The sequence below is a fragment of the Chelatococcus sp. YT9 genome (assembly GCF_018398315.1).
GTDB lineage: Bacteria > Pseudomonadota > Alphaproteobacteria > Rhizobiales > Beijerinckiaceae > Chelatococcus.
Genome location: NZ_JAHBRW010000002.1, coordinates 1260363 through 1277749 on the forward strand (window position 1 = coordinate 1260363; position 17387 = coordinate 1277749).

Genomic DNA, 17387 nt, shown 5'->3' on the forward strand with positions numbered 1-17387 from the left:
TTTTGCGGATAAGTATCGCGCAGGGCCCCTCGGGCAGCGTCCTGATCGCGCTCTACGGGATCATCGTCGCGAGCGAACGCCACTTGTGAGCGCCGCCGCTGACGAGGCTGCTGACATCAGACGTATCCCAGGCGATGAGTGACTCGACTGTGGAATGATCGACATGCGGCAGCCGATGCCCAAGCGCTGATGCGGCGTTCGTCGTGATCAAGGGCAGCCATGTGCCGACAGGCGGCTCGAGTTGCGCAGCGAGAATTCCTGAACTCAGCGCCGCTGCAGGATTGTGGATGCCAATCGGACAGAAGGCATCCTGAACGTTATCCGTGCCGAATGCCACATTGGCCCCGGCACCGATCAATTCTTTCACGGTCGTCAAGCCGCGCAGGCGTGGTGTCCCGCCCTCGCGGTCCTGCAGGTAGAGATTACTGGACGGCAGTGACACCACCGACAATCCGGCGCGCGCGGCGCAGTCGATGCGGCGCTGGCGCAAACCGGCTTCGAGAGAGCCGAGATTGCAGACATGGCCGCAGAGAACAGGGCCCGCAAATGCGCTCGCGATGACTTCCTGCGCGATGAGTTCAAAGCCATCGAGGTGAGGGGCGAGGCTCTCATCGACATGGAAATCGAGCGCTAGCTCGTGTTTCATCGCGACACGAACCATGTTGAGGATGCCGTCGCGCCGGTTCGGCTGGTCGAGGACGAAGGCGCCAAGCACGCCGCCGGCCGATGCGATCGTCCGCGCCAGGCCATTCGCATAACAAACGTCTGCCATGGCGCCGACAGGCACGAGCGCCGCTCGCTGCACCGTCATCCGATCACGCCATTCTTCACAGAGCTCGCCGATGGCCTGCCAGGCAAGCGGGATCCGGGTTGGGTCGCGCGGGTCTATGTCCCAGTCGACGTGCGTGCGGGCGAGCCGCACGCCTGCGCGCCACATCTCCTCCAGCGCGCGTGTCGCTCGCGCGCGCACATCGCGGTGCGTCCAATTCCGCTTGTCCTTCGCCTGGGCAGCGATCGCCTCGATGAGCGAGCCCCCGGAGAAGTCGAGCCTTTCGATCGTGAAACACTTATCGAGGTGGCAATGTGGCTCGACGAATGGCGGCATCACGAGCCTGTTGCCGAGATCGACATCCGCATCGCCGTCCGTAAGCCCCATGACGCGCCCGCCGCGAATGACAAGATGGCCGACCAGGCAATCGCGCTCTCGCTTGCCGCCGAAAGACTGGGGGTTTGCCACCAGCGACACGGGTACCCGGACGTTACCGAGTATGACATCGAGCTGTTTCCGTTGCGCGGGGCCCCGCATCAGGCGGACCGAATGGCGGCAGCGCCTGCAGAGGCGGCGGCCCACTGGCGGAAGGCCTCGTTCAGCCTACCGGCCAGGATGTCATGGTCCGTGGGCCGGTAGCCAGCCGCGAGCATCTTGCGACCCAGCATGTGGTCCGAAGGGCGGTTGACTGTATCGATCGCGACGAGATCGTCGCCGCGGAAGTGATAGACGGAAAAGGCATTGTCGTCCGGTTGGCCGGCAACGAGCTGGCGATCAGCACCGACAGGCAGGCCGACCATCTGCAGCTTCATATCGGCGATATCGGACCAGAACCATGGCACTGCCTTATAAGGTTTTGTCTCGCCGAGGATGACTTGCGCCACATGGCGCGCCTGATCCGTGGCATTCTGGACGGATTCAAGCCGGATGAGGCTGCCGCTCTGCCAATGGGGAAAGCGGGCGCAATCCCCGATCGCGAAGACGCGGTCTGCGGATGTCCTCAGACATTCATCAACGACAATGCCTCCGTCGACATGGATGCCGGCTCGCGCCGCCAGGGCGACATCGGGTTCGGCGCCGATGCCGATGACCACCATGTCGGCGGGAAAGCGGTCGCCCGACCGCGTCGTCACCGCCTGAACCCTGACGTCCCCCTCGAATGTGTCAACCTGCACGCCGAACCGGACATCCACGCCCCCGGCAGCAAGGCGCGTCAGGACATGGTCGGAGACGACCGGAGAGATGGCACGCGCAAGGAGCCTCTGCCCGAGCTCCAGCACCGTGACGTGTTTGCCGAGCGCTGCCAAAGTGGCGGCGATCTCAAGGCCAATGAAGCCGCCGCCGAGGATGACGGCGTGTTGCGAGGCAGCGATACGCCTCTTGATGTGCCGCGCATCGGTAGCCGTCCTCAGCGTGAATATTCCCGCGCGGTCCCATCCCTCGATGGCGAGCGAGCGCGGCCGCGCACCCGTCGCCAGTATCAGTTCGCGGAACGGCAGGTCTCCACCATCCAGGAGACAGCGTCCCCCGGTCAAATCAATGGCTCGAACTGTGACTCCGGGTCGATAGTCTATGGCATTGGCGGCGTAGATCGCCTCGCCGCGCAGAGGTTGCAGCTTGTCATCGCTGGCCTTCATGAACGCCTTGGACAAAGGTGGGCGATGATAAGGATATTCCGGCTCGTCGCCGATGAGCGTGATTGAGCCCGCGTATCCATCCTGCCGGAGCGAGACTGCGGCCTGCGATCCCCCATGTCCGGCGCCAATAATCACGGCGCCCGTGCTCGCAGCGCCTGTACTCATGATGCCTTCCTGACGGGCTGGTGCGGTGGCAGCGCTTCGATCTCGTCGGCCGTCAGGTGTTTTACGTCATTCCAAAAACGCGATTTCGCGGAGTTGAGAAGGCCATGCGGATCGAGACGCTTCTTCCATGCGAGATGGCAGAAATCGGGCTTCATTGAGCCACCTTCGACAAATGGCACATGCGGGTTGGAGGCCGGGCAGCCATGGGCATCATAGATGCGCATCAGTTCAAACAGTCGCTCGTCCGTGGTGTAGCGCACGACAGGAAGGTCGAAGGCAACGAGTTCGCCGTTGAGAAGCGCGAATTCATGATGCATGAGTACCTCATCACCGAAGACCGCCTGCAACGGCTCAATCTTTGCGCTGTCGAGCGGCGCGCGGAAGGTCACCTGCAGATAGGTCACGCCACGATCCTGCTTGAGGATCTGCAGCGTGGTATGATTGTAGGAGAAATCGGACATCTGCGGCAGCCCGGCCGCGCGCATCGCAGCATCGTCATCCACCATCTCCAGACGCCCGCCCGCGCTGCCCAGGATATCTCCAAGGCGCGCCGCGTCGTCGGCCGCCACGACTGCGAACAGCAGCGCACGACCGGTCTGACCCATTGGCCCGAGGCTGCGGATGGAGGTGGCAATCCGCGCGTCTATGGTCGTCAGCAGTTTCAACGCGAGCGCCCGCTCCGAACCGGCAGCGATGCCACCCTCGAAAGCTTCCCGATAGCTGGCAAACGACGCGATCACATTGATCCAGCGCGGCGATGGGATCGTCTTAAGCACGAGGTCGGTGATGATGCCGTTTAGCCCCCAGGCATGGTGGATCGCGCGGATGGCGTCGCCCTGGAAAACATGGCGCTGCGGCTCCTTTTCCATGGAGAGCGCGCCGATGGTTTTGATATTGCCGCCATCGCGCAACATGCCGTGGCGTATGGAGCCGATGCCGCCGGAGCCGCCGGCGATGAAGCCTCCGATTGTCGCGAGTGCTTCCGTTGAGGGGAACAGGGGCAACTCCCGGCCTTGGGCGGCCAGCGCCGCGTTGATCGCGCCGATCTTGCAGCCGGCCTCGACATGGACGGTATCGCCCTCGATCGAGAGGATGCGATTGAGACCCGTCATGTCGATGATCAATCCGCCATCAAGCGGCACGGCCTGGCCGTAGTTGCCGGTGCCGCCGCCACGCATCACGGTTGGCGCTTCAAAGGTGACTGCCTGCGTCAGGCAACGCTTGAGTTCGTCGATCGTCTTCGGCGCTGCGACGAGGTCGCCAAAGCTTGCAGCGAGCTCTCGATTGAGAATGGGGCTATACCAGAAGAAATCACGGGAACGCTTCTTGACGATCGACGGCGTATCGAACGTTTCGATGTCGCCGAGTGCATGACGAAAGACCTGCCAGTCGATCGATGTTTTTCCGGAAATGGACATTCTTCCTCCAGAGATTTCTTATCGGCTGTCCGGCAAGGGATCCGTCCGCCCATCGCAGAACCGGTCGAACTCGGCGAGGAAATCCGCAAAATTGCGCGCGGCATGAGAGAGCAACTGTTCGCCCATCGTCGCCGTCGCCGAGGCGGCGTCCCCGCAGGCACCGGCGTCATTCAGTTCATCCATCACCCAGGCCGGCCTGGCGCGCCCAGCCGATAGGCCAAGATGGCGGAACGTCGTTTGCCAGTCCTGTGCCCGATTCGGAAAGTTGGCGGCGCGTTCCATCACGACGCGCTCGGGCTTTAAAGACAGCATAGCGCTGGTCTCAACCAGTCCGGCGTGAATGCCATAGGCTTGCTCCGAGGGATCGGTGAGAGTGGCGGCCTCATTAAAATTGTACCAATGGCAGGTCGCCACCGTGAGGCCGAATTCGATCTTGATATCACGCGCCACGATATCAAGTATAGATGAGTTCCCACCGTGGGCATTCAAAATAACAAGGCGCCGAAACCCAGTTTTCGACAGGCCTTGGCCGATGTCTGTCAATATGCTCATCAAAGTCTTCGCTGAGAGCGAGAGCGTGCCCGCGATCGCGCCGTGCTCGTTGCTCTTGCCAAAGGCAAGGGTCGGCAGGGCGAGAACGGCCAGATTGTCCGGGACCAACGGCAGGGCCCGCTCGACCACGGCTTCCGCAAGGTCGCTGTCGACGGAGACCGGCAGATGGGGACCGTGCTGCTCCGTGGCTCCGATCGGGAGCACCACGATGGCTCGGGCCCGGTCGAGCTCCTCGAAATCGACGCGTGTGAGATCGGCCCAGCGGCCGCTGCGGATTGTCATGGTGGAACTCCGCGGGACAACGAACCGCGGCCGCGGCACAGGCGGCCTCCGACGTGGACTGGAGTGCCAGCCTCGGCTTTGCGGTGACGGGGAGGATATCCGGACTTCATTTCACGAGCACCACGCTTCTCCATTGATCGCAGTGCGACCATACTGAGTTGCGGCTCGTTCCTGGGCAGCCCTGTGCCATGGGGTTTGTTGAATGTCCGCGAAAGGCCCGGCAATGTCAAGCTGTCTTCGAGGTGCAAGGCGCGGTGGATAATCGGCGGTTGCCGAATTGGCAAAAGACAAGCGAGCGCATAGCCTGTCCAGAAAGAGGAAACAATTCGCATGAACACCGCTATCAATGCTTCCGATATCGCGCCGCCATTTTCCAATTACAGCCATGGCGTGCTCGTTCCAGGTCATTCTCGCCTGCTGTTCTGTTCCGGCCAGCTCGGCGTTGCCCCGGACAGGCAGGTACCCGAGGGTTGCAAAGCCCAGGCGGAGCTGTGCTTCGCCAATATCGAAGCCGTCTTGCGGCAAGCGAGTATGACGCTCGCGAATGTGGTTCGCATCAATGCCTATGTGACGGCGCGCGAACATATGGCGCCCTATATGGACGTGCGTAATGCGCTCTTTCCCGAGCCCTATCCCGCTTCGACCCTGATGATCGTCTCCGGCTTCTCCCGGCCGGAGTTTGTCGTGGAAATCGAGGCGATCGCGGCGGGGCCAGCCTGACGCGACCGCAGGCAATGTTCCAGAGGGACGATGCGCCCGGACTTGGCGGGCCGCCTACTGGTATGAGGCCCCGGGGATGAACGGATAGCGCGCAATCAAGCTCTCATCGACCTCAACGCCCAGCCCTGGCCCCTCCGGCGCCAGGATGGTCCCGTTCTCGATGGCGAAGGGTGGTCCGAGATCGTCACGGAAGGCATTGATAGCCGAGACATCCGCCTCATAGATGAAAGCGTTCGGCGCGACCGACAGCACATGCACCGAGGCGGCGGTGCTGAGCACCGAGGCGCTGGTATGCGGCGCGAACTGCAGGTGCCACGTATCCGCCAGCGCGGCGATCTTCAGGATCTCGGTAATGCCGCCGGTCTTGCAGGCGTCCGCCTGGACGAACTCTATCAGTTGCTCCGAGATCAGGGTGCGTAGTTCGTGGCGTGTGAAGTGGTTCTCGCCTGCGGCGAGCGGTGTCGATGTGACATCGCGGAGGCGCCGGTATCCCGGCAAGTTGTCGGGCGTGAAAGGCTCCTCAAGCCAGGCTAGGCGGCCCGCCTCGCAGATCTCGGCGATGCGCGCGATATCGGCGCTGCGATAGCGGGTGCCAGCATCAGCTGCGAGCGTGATTTCGGGACCGAACGCCTCGCGGATCGCGCTGACGCGTGCCAGATCCTTCGCGATGCTGTCGCCGACCCTGAGCTTCATGAAATCGTAGCCGCGGCCGATATACCCCTCGATCTCGCGCTTCAGGTCATCGACAGGTTGGAAGCCGAGGCTGATACCTCCCGCATAGGCGCGGATGGGCCGTCGCCGGCCGCCGAGCAGGCGATAGACCGGCTGGCCTAGATCCTTGCCCTTGATGTCCCACAGGGCAAGGTCGACGCCGCTGAGCCCGATCACAGCGGCTGCTCCCGGCCCATGGGTCGCGATGTAATGTCGATAGGACCTGTCCCAAATTGCTTCAGTCTCGTGGGCATCCATGCCGATCAGCGATGGCCCGAGCGCGTCGTTGATGAAGGCGGCAATCGTGCTCGGCGTCTGGGCGTGATGCGCCTCGCCGTAGCCCACGATGCCGTCGGTCGTCTCGATGCGCACGAGCACCATGTCGCGTTTGGCGGAACGGCCGACGGCGAACACGGCGCCACCGGGCGTGGGGCAGGAGAGGGCAAAGGCCTCAATCCGCTTGATTGTCGTCACTCATTGTCCTCCGCTTGACGCGTATTCATGTCCGGTCGCAACGCGACGATCATCCCTTGACGGCGCCGCCGCCAACGCCGGCTACCAGGTGTTTTTGCAGGAAGAAGAAAGCCAAAAGGATCGGCGCCGCGGTGATGACGCCGCCTGCCATCAGAACACCCCAGTCCGTGGTGTACTGGCCGATGAGCCCGCTGAGCCCGAGTGGCAGGGTGCGCTTCTTCTCGCTGAGGATGAAGGTGCTGGCATAGAGAAACTCATTCCAGGTGTGGATCATCACCCAGGTCGCGACCGCGACGATGCCCGGCTGCGCCATGGGCAGGATGACCTTCCAGAACGCCTGCCAACGTGTGCAGCCATCCATACGCGCCGCATCCTCGAGCGAATGGGGCACCTGCGAAAAGAAGCCGCGCATCAGCCAGACGCAAAGCGGCAGCATGTAGCTGAGATAGACGGGTATCAGACCATAGAGGCTGTCGAGCCAGCCAAGATAGCGCAACTGCACGTAAAAGGGGATGAGCAACAGCACCGGTGGGAACATCTGCCCGTAGAGCATGAAGAGCGGCAGCGCCACCGAGCCCTTGAAACGATGCCGCGCCATCGCATAGCCCGCTGTGACAGAGAGCGCCACGCTGATAAGTGTGACACTCAGCGTCAGGATCAGGCTGTTCAGGGCGAACTGCCAGAACTGAGCTCCGACGAGAAGGTCGATATAGTTCTGAATGGTGACGCTGTGCGGTACCAGCGCGGGAGGGCGCTGGAAAATTTCGTCTTTCGCGCGAAGCGACGTGGCGATCATCCAGTAGAAGGGGAACACCGACCAAACAAAGGCGATCCACAGTGTCGCGTAGGTCAGGACCTTGCGCAACGACTTCGGCGTCCGTGTGCGACGCAGCGCCTCGGAGCGCGGGGCGGTCGTGGCGCGGGAGACGGAGACGGTGGCGAGGCTCATGACTAATCTCCCTCGCGTGCCTGGATGAGTTTGAGATAGAGGGTCGTGGCGATCACCAGACCGACGAAGAGCATCGTCGCGACGGCGGACGCCATGCCTAGGTCAAAGCGCTGAAAGCCATATTTGTAAGCCAGCGTGAACAGGATTTCCGATGAATTCAGCGGGCCGCCTTCCGTCATCAGCCAGATGGCGTTGAAGTTGTTGACGGTCAGGATGAAGGTGAGCACCGCAGCGATGGCAAAGGACACGCGAATCTGCGGCAGGATCACGTACCAGAGCTTGCGCCACCCGGATGCGCCATCCATGGATGCCGCCTCCAGAATGGAGCGCGGCACGAGCTGCAGCGCGGCCAGAAGCAGCAGCATGACGAAGGGTGTGCCTTTCCAGATGCTCTCGACCGTGACGGCGTACAGAGACGTGGCCGTGTCGCCGAGCCAGGGATGATAGTCGCTGATAATGCCGAGCTTCAGCAGCGCCTCGTTCACGATGCCGACACTCGGATCATACATCCACCGCCATGTGAGGACGGCGACGACGCTCGGCACCACCCATGGCACCAGGATACCGGAGCGAAAAAAGCCGATCCCCGGCATGGCCCGGTGGAGGAGCAGCGCCAAGGCGAGGCCGAGGCCGAGCTGCGCGACGACGTTCAGCACCACCCATATGAGCGTGTTGACGGAGGCCTTGACGAAGACCGGGTCGGCGAAGACGCGCTGGAAATTGCGCATTCCAACGAAAGTGACGTTCCCGTTGTTCAGCGTGCGCAAGGTGACGTCATAAAACGACGAGACGACGCCCGAGATTACGGGATAGACGACAACGCCGAGAACAATGACGACGGCGGGCAAAACCATCAGATAGGGATAGATGCGCGCACCCAGCCCGGTTTCGAAAATCGATGACCAGGTTCTTTTCAGGCCCGGTGCGTTCAGGGTGCGCGCGGTCATCCTACTTCTTCTCCAGCAGGCCCTGAATAGCCGTGTTGGCCTCGGTCATCACGGCTTGTGCCGGCTTGCCCCTGATCACGGAATCCCACGCGTTGGCGAAGATGCTCGCGTGAATCTCGCTCCACGGCGCGACCACCGGTCGGGCACGGCCCGCATCGGCTTGCGCCATGAAGGGCTGGAGCTGCTTTGGCAGGGCGGCGATCGCCTCTGGTGTCGTTGCGCTGGCGGCGGCCGAGAGGCGCTCATATTTGCGCATCAGTTCCACGCTACGGGGCCCGGTGAGCCATTCGATCAGGGCGAAGCTCGCGTCAGGGGATTTGCTGCCGGCTTTGGCAGCGAGGTTGTAGCCGCCGATGACGGTAGCCGCCTTGACGCCCACGGGCAGCGGATGAACGGAAAACTTGAGATTAGGGTTGCCCTTGGCGAGTGCCGCCAGCGCCCAGTCGCCCGTTACGACCATTCCGGCGCGCTCCTGAATGAAGGGCGCGTGCACTTCATCCCAGTTGCCAGCGGTGAGAACCGATTTCGGCATGGCGTGTGACTGGGTGTAGAGCTTGGCTAGGAAGTCCACCGCCTCGACCGTCGCCGGTTCCGCGACATGCGGCACGCCCTTCTCGTCAATGATCTCGCCGCCATTCTGCCAGATGAAACTGTAGAGCTGGAAGGCACCCATGCGACTGCCGCCAAAGCTCGCCCCGTAGGTGTCCTTCTCCTTGTTTGTCAATGCGATGGCGGCGTCGCGGAACTCCTTCCAGTTGGAGGGCGCCTTGGCGATCCCGGCATCCGCCAACATGCGATCGTTGACGAAGAGGGCGACATTGTTGGTGTAGAGCGGAAGGGCGTATTGCTTTTCCTGGAACCGACCGCTCGCCAGGGGGCCCGGCTGGTACTGCGCGGCAATTGGTTTTGTCTTCTCGGTGATGTCAGCGAGGAGCCCGGCATCGGCAAGGCCGGCAACCCAGGCGATGTCGAGCGCCATCACGTCCGGGCCAGCGCCGCCGGACAGCGCAACGAACAGGTTGCGCTCCATTTCCATATGGGGCACCGCCTGCAGCTCGACCTTGTGGCCGGTCTTGGCCTCGAAGGCTTTGATCTCTTCATAGATCGGAGCGTTGGGCCCGGGCACGAGAGGGGCATTGACCCACATTACGATGTTGTCGGCGAGTGCCGGTGCCAATCCAAGTCCAAGAACGACAGCTGAGATCGCCGCGCCGAATTTGAGACTGCTTCGCATGTTCATTCGTTCCTCCGCTTTATTATTGAATTTATGCTGTATTGAGGGGCTTTAGAAATGATCAGCCAGGACCGATCTGGACCTCCGCGCTCGACGAAATCCACCGAATATCCTTGCCGAACCATCTGGCTATGTCAGAGGCCATTGCCGGCTGGTGGGTCACGCTGGCATCGGGCGCCGCACGTCCCTGGGCTCCGACGATGCCGACGTGATCGACGCGCCAATCGGGGGCAAATCCGGGCGTTGCGTCAACTGATGAATGCCTGTCCGGATTGATGATGATGAGGCCGAGCGCTGCCCTGCCTCCTTGGCCAGCGACTTCCTGGGCAAGCGTGAGCCGCGCCCCGTCGCGCAGGAAGAGAGGCATCTTGTCGAGCGGCACATCATGAACACGCCACGCTGGTCCGCTGACCCATTCTTCCGCAAGCACGTCGTACCAATCGCCATCCGGCAGATAGACCGCGCGGGTGTTGCCGTAGAACGCGACGGGCGCGACCAGAATATCCGGTCCCAGCATGAATTGCTGATCCCAGTCGTTGATCCCGCCCCAGTCGATATTCGGAAAGGCGAGCGGCATCATGCGCAGGAGAGGCAGACCGCCGTTGGCGGCTTCCCTGCCGTAGTGTCCGAAAATAGGCCGAAGGGCGAGGTGAAGCCGCGCGTAATCGGCGTAGATGACCGCAGACCCCGCATCCATGTCCCACGGCTCCCGGCAGCCGAGCCCGTGCAGCATCATCAATGGCGTGAAACAGGCAAACTGTGTCCAGCGCGCGAAAACCTGCGGCGTCGGCGTACCGAAATAGCCGCCGAGATCGCTGCCGATGAAGGACCACCCTGAGAGATTGGCGCTCTGCACAGCGCGGACCGCAGACGGCAGGCCGGTCTTGGGGCAGAAGTCCGAGGTCTGGTCACCGCTCCAGATCGGCGCGCGGACACGCGGTGAGCTGGAGCGGCTGATGATCGCCGGCGTCTTGCCGTCGAAGGCGGCGATCGTCGCCTCGAGATAATAACGCACGAAGGCGTTGTGGGCGCGTCCCCCCGTCTCGCCGGAGTGGAGCACGGCATGCTCGGGGAGCTGTTCGCCGAAATCGGCCTTGAAGCCCACGATGCCCCGCTCGATGAGGCCGCGGAGATTACCCGACCACCAGGCACTCGCCTCGGGATTGGAAAAATCGATGAGCGCAGCCACCACATTGGGATTGGCGCCGGGGCGGCGTGTGATCAGCTCACCATTGCGATCGACGATCACATATCCCTTGGAGCGGGCATAGTCGAAGGACTTGGTGCCGACGACGACCCAGGGGCAGAGCCAGAGATAGATGCCTGTTCCGTCCTTGGCCATGTCCGATACCATGCCCCAGGCGTCGGGGTACTTGACAGTATCGAAGGCGAAAGAGTGGACCTCACTCGCCCAATAGGCGTCGATGAGCTTGATTGCCATCGGGAGCTCGAGGGCGGCGTGGCCAGCGACGTCGGCCGCGACGGTCGTTGCATTTTCGTAGCGCCAGTCACCCGCCTTCCAGAGGCCGAAGAAATGGGTGTCCGGCATCAGTGGCGGACCGATCCGCGCGATCAGCGCCGCGTAGAGCTCCGCGAGGCCGCCACGATCGATGTCCAGCGTCAGGCTTTCGCCTTCGACCTGGACCCGCAGGACATGGGGGTCGAAAGGCGCGGCGATGTGGAAGACGGCCGGCGCCTCGTCTGGCAGGAAGAGCGAGTAGCCGAGCGTCGTGGCGATCCAGGGGCTCGGCAGATAGGTGCCGTTGCCGAGGCCGAAGTTCTCCAGGTAGAAACGGACCGACTGGCCGCGCAGATCGAGCGTCTCGAAACGCTCGCCGCCGCCGAAGGCCTGAAACTTGGCCGGCACGGCGAAGGCGATCTCGACGGCGGCGGCTCCCGGGCGGGTGACGACGATCCGCGTCCCGCCGCCGGGCGTCTCCGTGACGCTAACGGCGCTGCCCGCCTCGGCGAAGGGCACGGTCGTCCACGAGCCGCCGGTGGCGCGCCACCCGATGCTCACGGGCTGATGGGCGGCGCTGGCATGGGAAGCGCCAGCCTCGCTGTCTGGCCGGATGTCAGGCATGGTCCACCTTCACACCGAGCTGGCGACCGAGATGCGAGACGGCGTCGCCCCAATGGCCGTACACCGCCGTGACATGGTGCTCGTAACCCTCGTCGATGAACTGTCGGACCAACGCCTCCGCCGTGCTGTTCGACGGGCGGAAATACCCGGCGGCGCGGTTCGCGCTGGACCGCTGATCCTCGATCACGCCCTCGGTCACGAAGATCCGCAAGGCTCCGTCGGCGCGCATGGACAGGCGGAACAGGGTCATCGGGCCGGCGCGCAGCGGAAAGGTCTCCTGTTTCAGGACGGGATCTAGCGAACGCGGTCCATCAGCCAGCCGTGGGCTGACGCCGTAATGCCACAGCACGAGGCGATTGTTGGCGCGGTCGATGCCGGAGATGTCGGTGAGGAAGGGCAGGGAACCCGGATCGAAGGCGCGCGCCACGAGGGCCGATACCGCGCCCATGACGTCGCCCTCAGGCGCGATCGGTGTTGCCCGATCGGAGAGTTCGCCGAGCGCGGCCCAGGTGCCGCGGAAGTCCTCCGCGTAGAGAATTTCGGGCCAGTCCCGCAGCGCGATGGCATCCGCCTTGACGGCATCGAGCCCGGACGCGAGGCGCGCATAGGTCCGTCCCAGCGTGGCACGGCCAGCCTCGGCCTCGCCGCCGTCGAAGCTCGCTTCGGCCCAGCGCGTGGCGCCGGCCTTCTCAGCCTCGGCCGTCGCCTTGCAGCCTTCGAGGAACCGCACGAGCGTCATCTGCTCGATGGTGACGCCGAGCGCGCGCTTGAGCGCCCAGGGGTCCACAGCGAGATTCGTGAACCAGTCGGCATGGCTGCCGATCAACGCAACCCGGGCGCCCCTGACACGCGTGTGGGCACGCGCGGCGGCGGCAAAAGCCCCAAGATCCCCCGCGAGTTCATTGTCGTCCGGGTTGCCCATCAGCAAGGTGAACCGATGGCCGAAGCGCGCGAGCGTCGATGCCCAGAGCTGCGCTCCGCAGAGCGAATTGGTGATGATGGCGTCGCTTTCCTCCAGCGCCCAAAGGGCGAGCGGCAGCGCGCGACCGCCAATGGCACTCAGGACCTCATGAAGAAGGTCGGCGGTGCAAAAGGTCGAGAGCTGGATTACCAACCCGTCGAGGTTCGCGAGATCAAGGCTTTTAAGCGCCGCCGCGCAGGACGCGCGGTCCCGCGCCAGGGTGTCGGCCACCGTGAACTGCCCAGCGAGCCGTTCCTCACTGGCAAGGGTCTGTGTCCGCGCGATCAACTCTCGGGCCGCCGCTTCCGAAAAAAGCGAGGAAGCGACGAAGAGGATACCGACCCGGCACTCGCCCGTTGCCGCGGCCTGGTTTCTTGTCAGCATTTTAGGCGATCTCCTCCAGCGCGGTCTGGGAGTCGGCTCTTGCGTCCAGTCCTCCACCGCTCACGAAACAATAGGCTGCGTAATGAAGCGCCGCCTGCGGATCATTGCCGATCGACGGCGCGATGAAAGACAGGCTCAAGCGCCGCTCGTCAAAGCCGCCGAGCAGGCTCTCGTCCAGCCCGGCGATGATGGCCGCGCGATCTTCCTCCGGCATCAGGGACGGCCAGCCGCTGATCACCACCGAAGAGAGGGGGTGCAGGTTCAGCGCATTGCCGAGCCCGAGCCCCAGCATGACGAGCCGCTCCCGCAGCACGGCGCGTGCGTCGCCGTCGAGATCAAGCATGTCGATGAAGCTGTCGCCGCGATGCAGGATCTCGCCGGCGTCGAGGTTGAGGATCGACGAGATCGCCCTCAGCGACGTGTAGGCCTCGATACAGCCCCGATGCCCACAGCGACATGCGAGACCGTTGCGCTCGATCACCATGTGGCCGATCTCGAAGGGCGAGAAGGCGTCGATCGAGGCCGCTTCGTTGACGATGACACCGGCCACGCCGTGGCCCACGAAGAGGAAGAGGTGGTTGCCGGCCACCGGATAGCGCGTGCTTTGGGAATAGCGCTGGAAAGCGGCCTGCGCGACGACGGAGTTGGTGAGTTCAAGCGGCAAGCCCGGAAGGGCCTCGCCGAGAACGCCACGCAGGCGCGCGACATCCCAGGGGTAGATTGGATTGCCGGCCTCACGGCCATAGCCGGGAATGGAGAGGGCAGCCTGGCGAAGGGTGATGCCGCGCGCGTGTGCCCACGCCAGCATGGCGGCGGCGCTGCGCCGGACCAGCTGCTCGAACGCGTCCTGATCGAGCTGTGGCGAGGCCGGCATCCTGTCCACATAGTCGAGCGTGCCGGCGAGGTCGCCAATGCCGAAGGAGAGCCGGCTGTTGGACAATTCGATGCCCGCAATAGCTACGCTTTTGCTTAGTGTAACAAGAGAGGTCGGCCCGCCGCTGTAGGGTGCTGGATGGCGGGTTTCTTGAACGAGATTTTCGCTGCGTAACTCGGCGAGAATGCGTGAGACACTAGCCTCAGTCAGCTTCGTTTCACGCGCGATAGCCGAGCGAAAGGCGCCGCCAGTGCGCAATAAGTTCTCGAGCACGGTCGCCCGTGTCTCTCTCCTGCTCCTGGGGGCGGCCCGTCCCAACATTGTTTATCCGTTATATTTACACTGTGTAATTACTGTGCTTTAAAAAGAAAAATTGTCAACACGGGAGCGAGGCGAAAGTGGCAGAGTTGACACTGCGGACCGTTGAAAAGCGGTTTGGCAACGTCCAGGCCGTCAAGGCCGTCGATCTCGATGTGGAACACGGCGAGTTCATCGTTCTGGTGGGGCCATCCGGCTGTGGAAAAAGCACGCTGCTGCGTATGATCGCCGGGCTGGAGGAGATCTCTTCCGGCGAGATCCTGCTTGATGGCAGGAGCCTGAATGCCGTTGCGCCGCGCGACCGCGACATGGCCATGGTGTTTCAGGACTATGCGCTCTACCCCCATATGACCGTAGCAGAAAACCTCGGATTCGCGCTCAAGATGCGGGACATGGCGGCCTCCGAGATCGACGGCAAGGTGCATGAAGTGGCGCGCATGCTCGAGCTTGACGCCTTGCTCGATCGCAAGCCGAAGGCGCTCTCCGGCGGCCAGCGCCAGCGTGTCGCCCTTGGGCGTGCGCTGATCCGCGATCCGAAGGTCTTCCTCTTCGACGAGCCGCTATCAAACCTTGATGCCAAACTGCGGGTTGGCATGCGCATGGAAATCCGCAAGCTCCAGGTCGCTCTCGGCACCACCAGCATTTACGTCACGCATGATCAGATCGAGGCCATGACTATGGCCGACCGCATCGTCGTGCTTAAACTTGGCGAGGTACAGCAGATCGGTACGCCGATCGAGATCTATCAGAGGCCGGTCAATAGTTTCGTCGGGACCTTCATTGGCTCGCCACCGATGAGCCTGGTGCCGGCCAGGCACAAGGTGGAGGGAGGACAGGCAATCCTGACGTTCGGCAAAGGCCACGATATCCGGCTACCCGCCGCGCGCGCCGAGGCTCTGGCCCGCGCGAATATCGACCGTGTGGAGGTTGGCCTCAGGGCCGAGCATATTTCGCTCGTCACAGACGACGATGGGAATGAGACGGATTTCGTCTCCGATATCATCCTGGTTGAGGAGCATGGCGCCGATTCCATCGCCGTCGTGACGCTGGGCGAACGTGAGGTGATGGCGCGGGTGAAGCCCGGCGGCGCCCATGTGGGGGACAAGGCACGCCGTTTCCGTCTCGATGTTCACGCGCTCCATCTTTTCCATCCTGAAACGGGCAAACGACTTGGTTGAGGCCGAGGAGCCGGAGGTCTTCTGCCTCGGCCTTGCAATCCAGGATACGATTCTGACGGTTGCCTCAATTCCGAGCGCGCCGGTCAAGGTCTATGCGTCGGCGCGGCGAGAGGTAGGCGGCGGCCCGGCAGCGACCGCCAGTGTGACCATCGCGCGACTGGGTGGGAGGGCAAGCTTCGCCGGCCGCCTCGGCGATGATCCGACTGGAGCTTCACTGCGCCATGAGCTCGCGGCAGAGAATGTCGACGTGACGTGGCTGCGCAGCTTCGAGGGATTGCAATCGCCAGGCTCTGTCATCCTAGTCGACGGCGAAGGTGAGCGCCTTATCGTCGCCTATGCAGATCCGAATTTGCCGCGCGATGCCGGGTGGCTGACCCCACGCAGGCTCGGCCATGCCGTGCTGTGCGATCTATCTTGGCCGGAAGGGGCCATGAAATGCCTGCATATGGCCCGCGACAACGGCATTCCCTCCGTGCTCGACGCCGATATTTCGCGTCATGGCCATGACGAAGTCGCGGCACTGATCGCAGCCGCCGATCACGTGGTCTTCTCGCGACCTGGACTGGCGCAGTTCACAGGCGCGGAGGCGATCGAAGCCGGTCTGCGCGAAGCGGCCCGGCCCGGTCATGCGCTCATTGGGGTCACGGATGGCGCAGATGGCCTGTTCTGGCTGGACGATGGGCGCATCCGCAACGCGCGGCCGCCACAGGTCGATGTGGTCGATACCGTCGGTGCCGGTGATGCTTTCCATGGAGCCCTGGCGCTCGCGCTGGCAAGGCGCTGCCCCCTCGAGGAGGCTATCGCCTTTGCCAACGCGGTGGCAGCGCTGAAATGCACCAAGCCAGGCGGGCGGGCAGGTCTCCCCACGTGGGACGCGCTGCGCCGCTTCAGCCCTCCCCTCGATCTCACCTGCATCAGAGCGCCGCGGCGAGGGTCGAGGGATCCATCAGAGGAGTGATGCGGCGTAGAACTGCGAGAAAGCTCAGGCCGCTTAATGAGGACTAGCGGTTGGTCGAACCACAATCTCACTGACGTCGACGCCTTCCGGCTGGCTGATGGCGAAAAGAATGGCATTGGCTACGGCTTCGGGGGCAATGGTGATCGCGCGCCAGGCCTTCATCAGTTCGCGTGCTTCCGCATCGCTGATCGTGTCGGCAAGTTCTGACGCCGTGGTTCCTGGGGAGATGACGGTAACGCGAATACGATCGGTTTCTTGCCGCAACCCGTCCGAGATGGCACGGACAGCAAACTTTGTCGCGCAATAGACCGCGGCGGTAGGCGATACATAATGGCCGCCAATCGAAGATAGGTTGATGATCTGGCCTGAGCCCTGCTCCTTCATGATCGGAAGAGCGGCGGCAATTCCGTAGAGAACGCCCTTGATGTTGACGTCGATCATCTGGTCCCACTCTTCGACCTTCAACGCTTCGAGGGGTGAAAGCGGCATGACGCCCGCATTGTTGACGATGACATCCAGCCGGCCAAACTCCGATTGTGCAAAGCGCGCGAAGGACTGCGCGTCTTCGCGGTGAGTGACATCAAGCCGTCGCACCCGAACCACGCCGCCCTCGGCGTTAATGTCGGCCGCCAGCTGAGCGAGGCGATCCGTCCGTCGCGCGCCAATCACGACAGAGGCGCCGGCGGCCGCGAGCACCTTCGCCGTCGCTTCGCCAATACCGCTGCTGGCCCCGGTTATGGCGACTACCTTTCCCTTGATGTTCAGCATTCCAT

The 17387-nt window shown here is 63.2% G+C and carries 15 protein-coding genes; 3 read left to right on the forward strand and 12 right to left on the reverse strand.

The annotated features are described in order from the left end of the window. Positions 1-52: 52 nt before the first annotated feature. From KIO76_RS25775 to KIO76_RS25790, 4 genes are read right to left on the reverse strand one after another with little or no spacing between them, the layout of a single operon-like run. Positions 53-1306 carry an amidohydrolase family protein gene (locus tag KIO76_RS25775; protein WP_213326426.1) on the reverse strand — a complete coding sequence of 418 codons (1254 nt, stop codon included), beginning with the start codon at positions 1304-1306 and terminating at the stop codon, positions 53-55. Next, a complete protein-coding gene (locus KIO76_RS25780) occupies positions 1306-2571 on the reverse strand; it encodes an NAD(P)/FAD-dependent oxidoreductase (protein WP_213326427.1) in 1266 nt (421 codons plus the stop codon). Before KIO76_RS25780 ends, KIO76_RS25775 begins: the two co-directional genes overlap by 1 nt. Next, positions 2568-3989 (reverse strand): FAD-binding oxidoreductase, encoded by a 1422-nt coding sequence (locus KIO76_RS25785; protein ID WP_213326428.1) that lies wholly within the window; start codon positions 3987-3989, stop codon positions 2568-2570. The genes KIO76_RS25780 and KIO76_RS25785 overlap by 4 nt, the downstream gene beginning before the upstream one ends. Positions 3990-4007: 18 nt before the next feature. Continuing rightward, positions 4008-4823, reverse strand: coding sequence for a creatininase family protein (locus KIO76_RS25790; RefSeq protein WP_213326429.1), 816 nt, complete (start codon positions 4821-4823; stop codon positions 4008-4010). 330 nt (positions 4824-5153) lie between these two features. Here KIO76_RS25790 and KIO76_RS25795 point away from each other — a divergent pair, with 330 nt between their 5' ends. Beyond that, on the forward strand, positions 5154-5543 hold the full coding sequence (locus tag KIO76_RS25795) for a RidA family protein (RefSeq protein ID WP_213326430.1): 390 nt from the start codon (positions 5154-5156) through the stop codon (positions 5541-5543). 54 nt (positions 5544-5597) lie between these two features. Here KIO76_RS25795 and KIO76_RS25800 read toward each other — a convergent pair whose 3' ends face one another. The 7 genes from KIO76_RS25800 to KIO76_RS25830 are packed head-to-tail and all read right to left on the reverse strand — an operon-like array spanning position 5598 to position 14433. Then, entirely contained in the window at positions 5598-6728 is a 1131-nt protein-coding gene (locus tag KIO76_RS25800; RefSeq protein WP_213326431.1) for a mandelate racemase/muconate lactonizing enzyme family protein, read from the reverse strand. A gap of 49 nt (positions 6729-6777) precedes the next feature. Then, the gene (locus KIO76_RS25805; RefSeq protein ID WP_213326432.1) at positions 6778-7677 is read right to left on the reverse strand and encodes a carbohydrate ABC transporter permease; all 900 of its coding nucleotides are present in this window, start codon (positions 7675-7677) and stop codon (positions 6778-6780) included. 2 nt (positions 7678-7679) lie between these two features. After that, positions 7680-8624, reverse strand: a complete 945-nt coding sequence (locus KIO76_RS25810; protein WP_213326433.1) for a carbohydrate ABC transporter permease — start codon at positions 8622-8624, stop codon at positions 7680-7682. 1 nt (position 8625) lies between these two features. Next, positions 8626-9864: an ABC transporter substrate-binding protein gene (locus tag KIO76_RS25815; protein ID WP_213326434.1), complete on the reverse strand. Its 1239-nt coding sequence runs from the start codon at positions 9862-9864 to the stop codon at positions 8626-8628. Positions 9865-9919: 55 nt separating this feature from the next. Beyond that, complete coding sequence (locus KIO76_RS25820; protein WP_213326435.1) at positions 9920-11941, reverse strand: TIM-barrel domain-containing protein; 2022 nt, start codon at positions 11939-11941, stop codon at positions 9920-9922. Beyond that, the gene (locus tag KIO76_RS25825; protein ID WP_213326436.1) at positions 11934-13286 is read right to left on the reverse strand and encodes a hypothetical protein; all 1353 of its coding nucleotides are present in this window, start codon (positions 13284-13286) and stop codon (positions 11934-11936) included. Before KIO76_RS25825 ends, KIO76_RS25820 begins: the two co-directional genes overlap by 8 nt. A 1-nt stretch (position 13287) precedes the next feature. Continuing rightward, positions 13288-14433 carry an ROK family transcriptional regulator gene (locus KIO76_RS25830; protein ID WP_213326437.1) on the reverse strand — a complete coding sequence of 382 codons (1146 nt, stop codon included), beginning with the start codon at positions 14431-14433 and terminating at the stop codon, positions 13288-13290. Between the two features lie 125 nt (positions 14434-14558). On the opposite strand from KIO76_RS25830, the gene KIO76_RS25835 reads away from it, so the two are divergent. Both KIO76_RS25835 and KIO76_RS25840 read left to right on the forward strand, forming a co-directional pair. Next, a complete protein-coding gene (locus KIO76_RS25835) occupies positions 14559-15656 on the forward strand; it encodes an ABC transporter ATP-binding protein (RefSeq protein ID WP_213326438.1) in 1098 nt (365 codons plus the stop codon). Beyond that, a complete protein-coding gene (locus tag KIO76_RS25840) occupies positions 15649-16614 on the forward strand; it encodes a PfkB family carbohydrate kinase (RefSeq protein WP_213326439.1) in 966 nt (321 codons plus the stop codon). Before KIO76_RS25835 ends, KIO76_RS25840 begins: the two co-directional genes overlap by 8 nt. 33 nt (positions 16615-16647) lie before the next feature. On the opposite strand, the gene KIO76_RS25845 is transcribed toward KIO76_RS25840, so the two are convergent. Beyond that, positions 16648-17382: an SDR family oxidoreductase gene (locus KIO76_RS25845; protein ID WP_213326440.1), complete on the reverse strand. Its 735-nt coding sequence runs from the start codon at positions 17380-17382 to the stop codon at positions 16648-16650. Positions 17383-17387 lie beyond the last annotated feature (5 nt).

What these genes read in the sequence shown, in the direction of transcription:
- KIO76_RS25775 (WP_213326426.1), bottom strand. Translation starts at nt 1,306, where the DNA reads ATGCGGGGCCCCGCGCAACGGAAACAGCTCGATGTCATACTCGGTAAC.
- KIO76_RS25780 (WP_213326427.1), bottom strand. Translation starts at nt 2,571, where the DNA reads ATGAGTACAGGCGCTGCGAGCACGGGCGCCGTGATTATTGGCGCCGGA.
- KIO76_RS25785 (WP_213326428.1), bottom strand. Translation starts at nt 3,989, where the DNA reads ATGTCCATTTCCGGAAAAACATCGATCGACTGGCAGGTCTTTCGTCAT.
- KIO76_RS25790 (WP_213326429.1), bottom strand. Translation starts at nt 4,823, where the DNA reads ATGACAATCCGCAGCGGCCGCTGGGCCGATCTCACACGCGTCGATTTC.
- KIO76_RS25795 (WP_213326430.1), top strand. Translation starts at nt 5,154, where the DNA reads ATGAACACCGCTATCAATGCTTCCGATATCGCGCCGCCATTTTCCAAT.
- KIO76_RS25805 (WP_213326432.1), bottom strand. Translation starts at nt 7,677, where the DNA reads ATGAGCCTCGCCACCGTCTCCGTCTCCCGCGCCACGACCGCCCCGCGC.
- KIO76_RS25810 (WP_213326433.1), bottom strand. Translation starts at nt 8,624, where the DNA reads ATGACCGCGCGCACCCTGAACGCACCGGGCCTGAAAAGAACCTGGTCA.
- KIO76_RS25815 (WP_213326434.1), bottom strand. Translation starts at nt 9,864, where the DNA reads ATGAACATGCGAAGCAGTCTCAAATTCGGCGCGGCGATCTCAGCTGTC.
- KIO76_RS25820 (WP_213326435.1), bottom strand. Translation starts at nt 11,941, where the DNA reads ATGCCTGACATCCGGCCAGACAGCGAGGCTGGCGCTTCCCATGCCAGC.
- KIO76_RS25825 (WP_213326436.1), bottom strand. Translation starts at nt 13,286, where the DNA reads ATGCTGACAAGAAACCAGGCCGCGGCAACGGGCGAGTGCCGGGTCGGT.
- KIO76_RS25845 (WP_213326440.1), bottom strand. Translation starts at nt 17,382, where the DNA reads ATGCTGAACATCAAGGGAAAGGTAGTCGCCATAACCGGGGCCAGCAGC.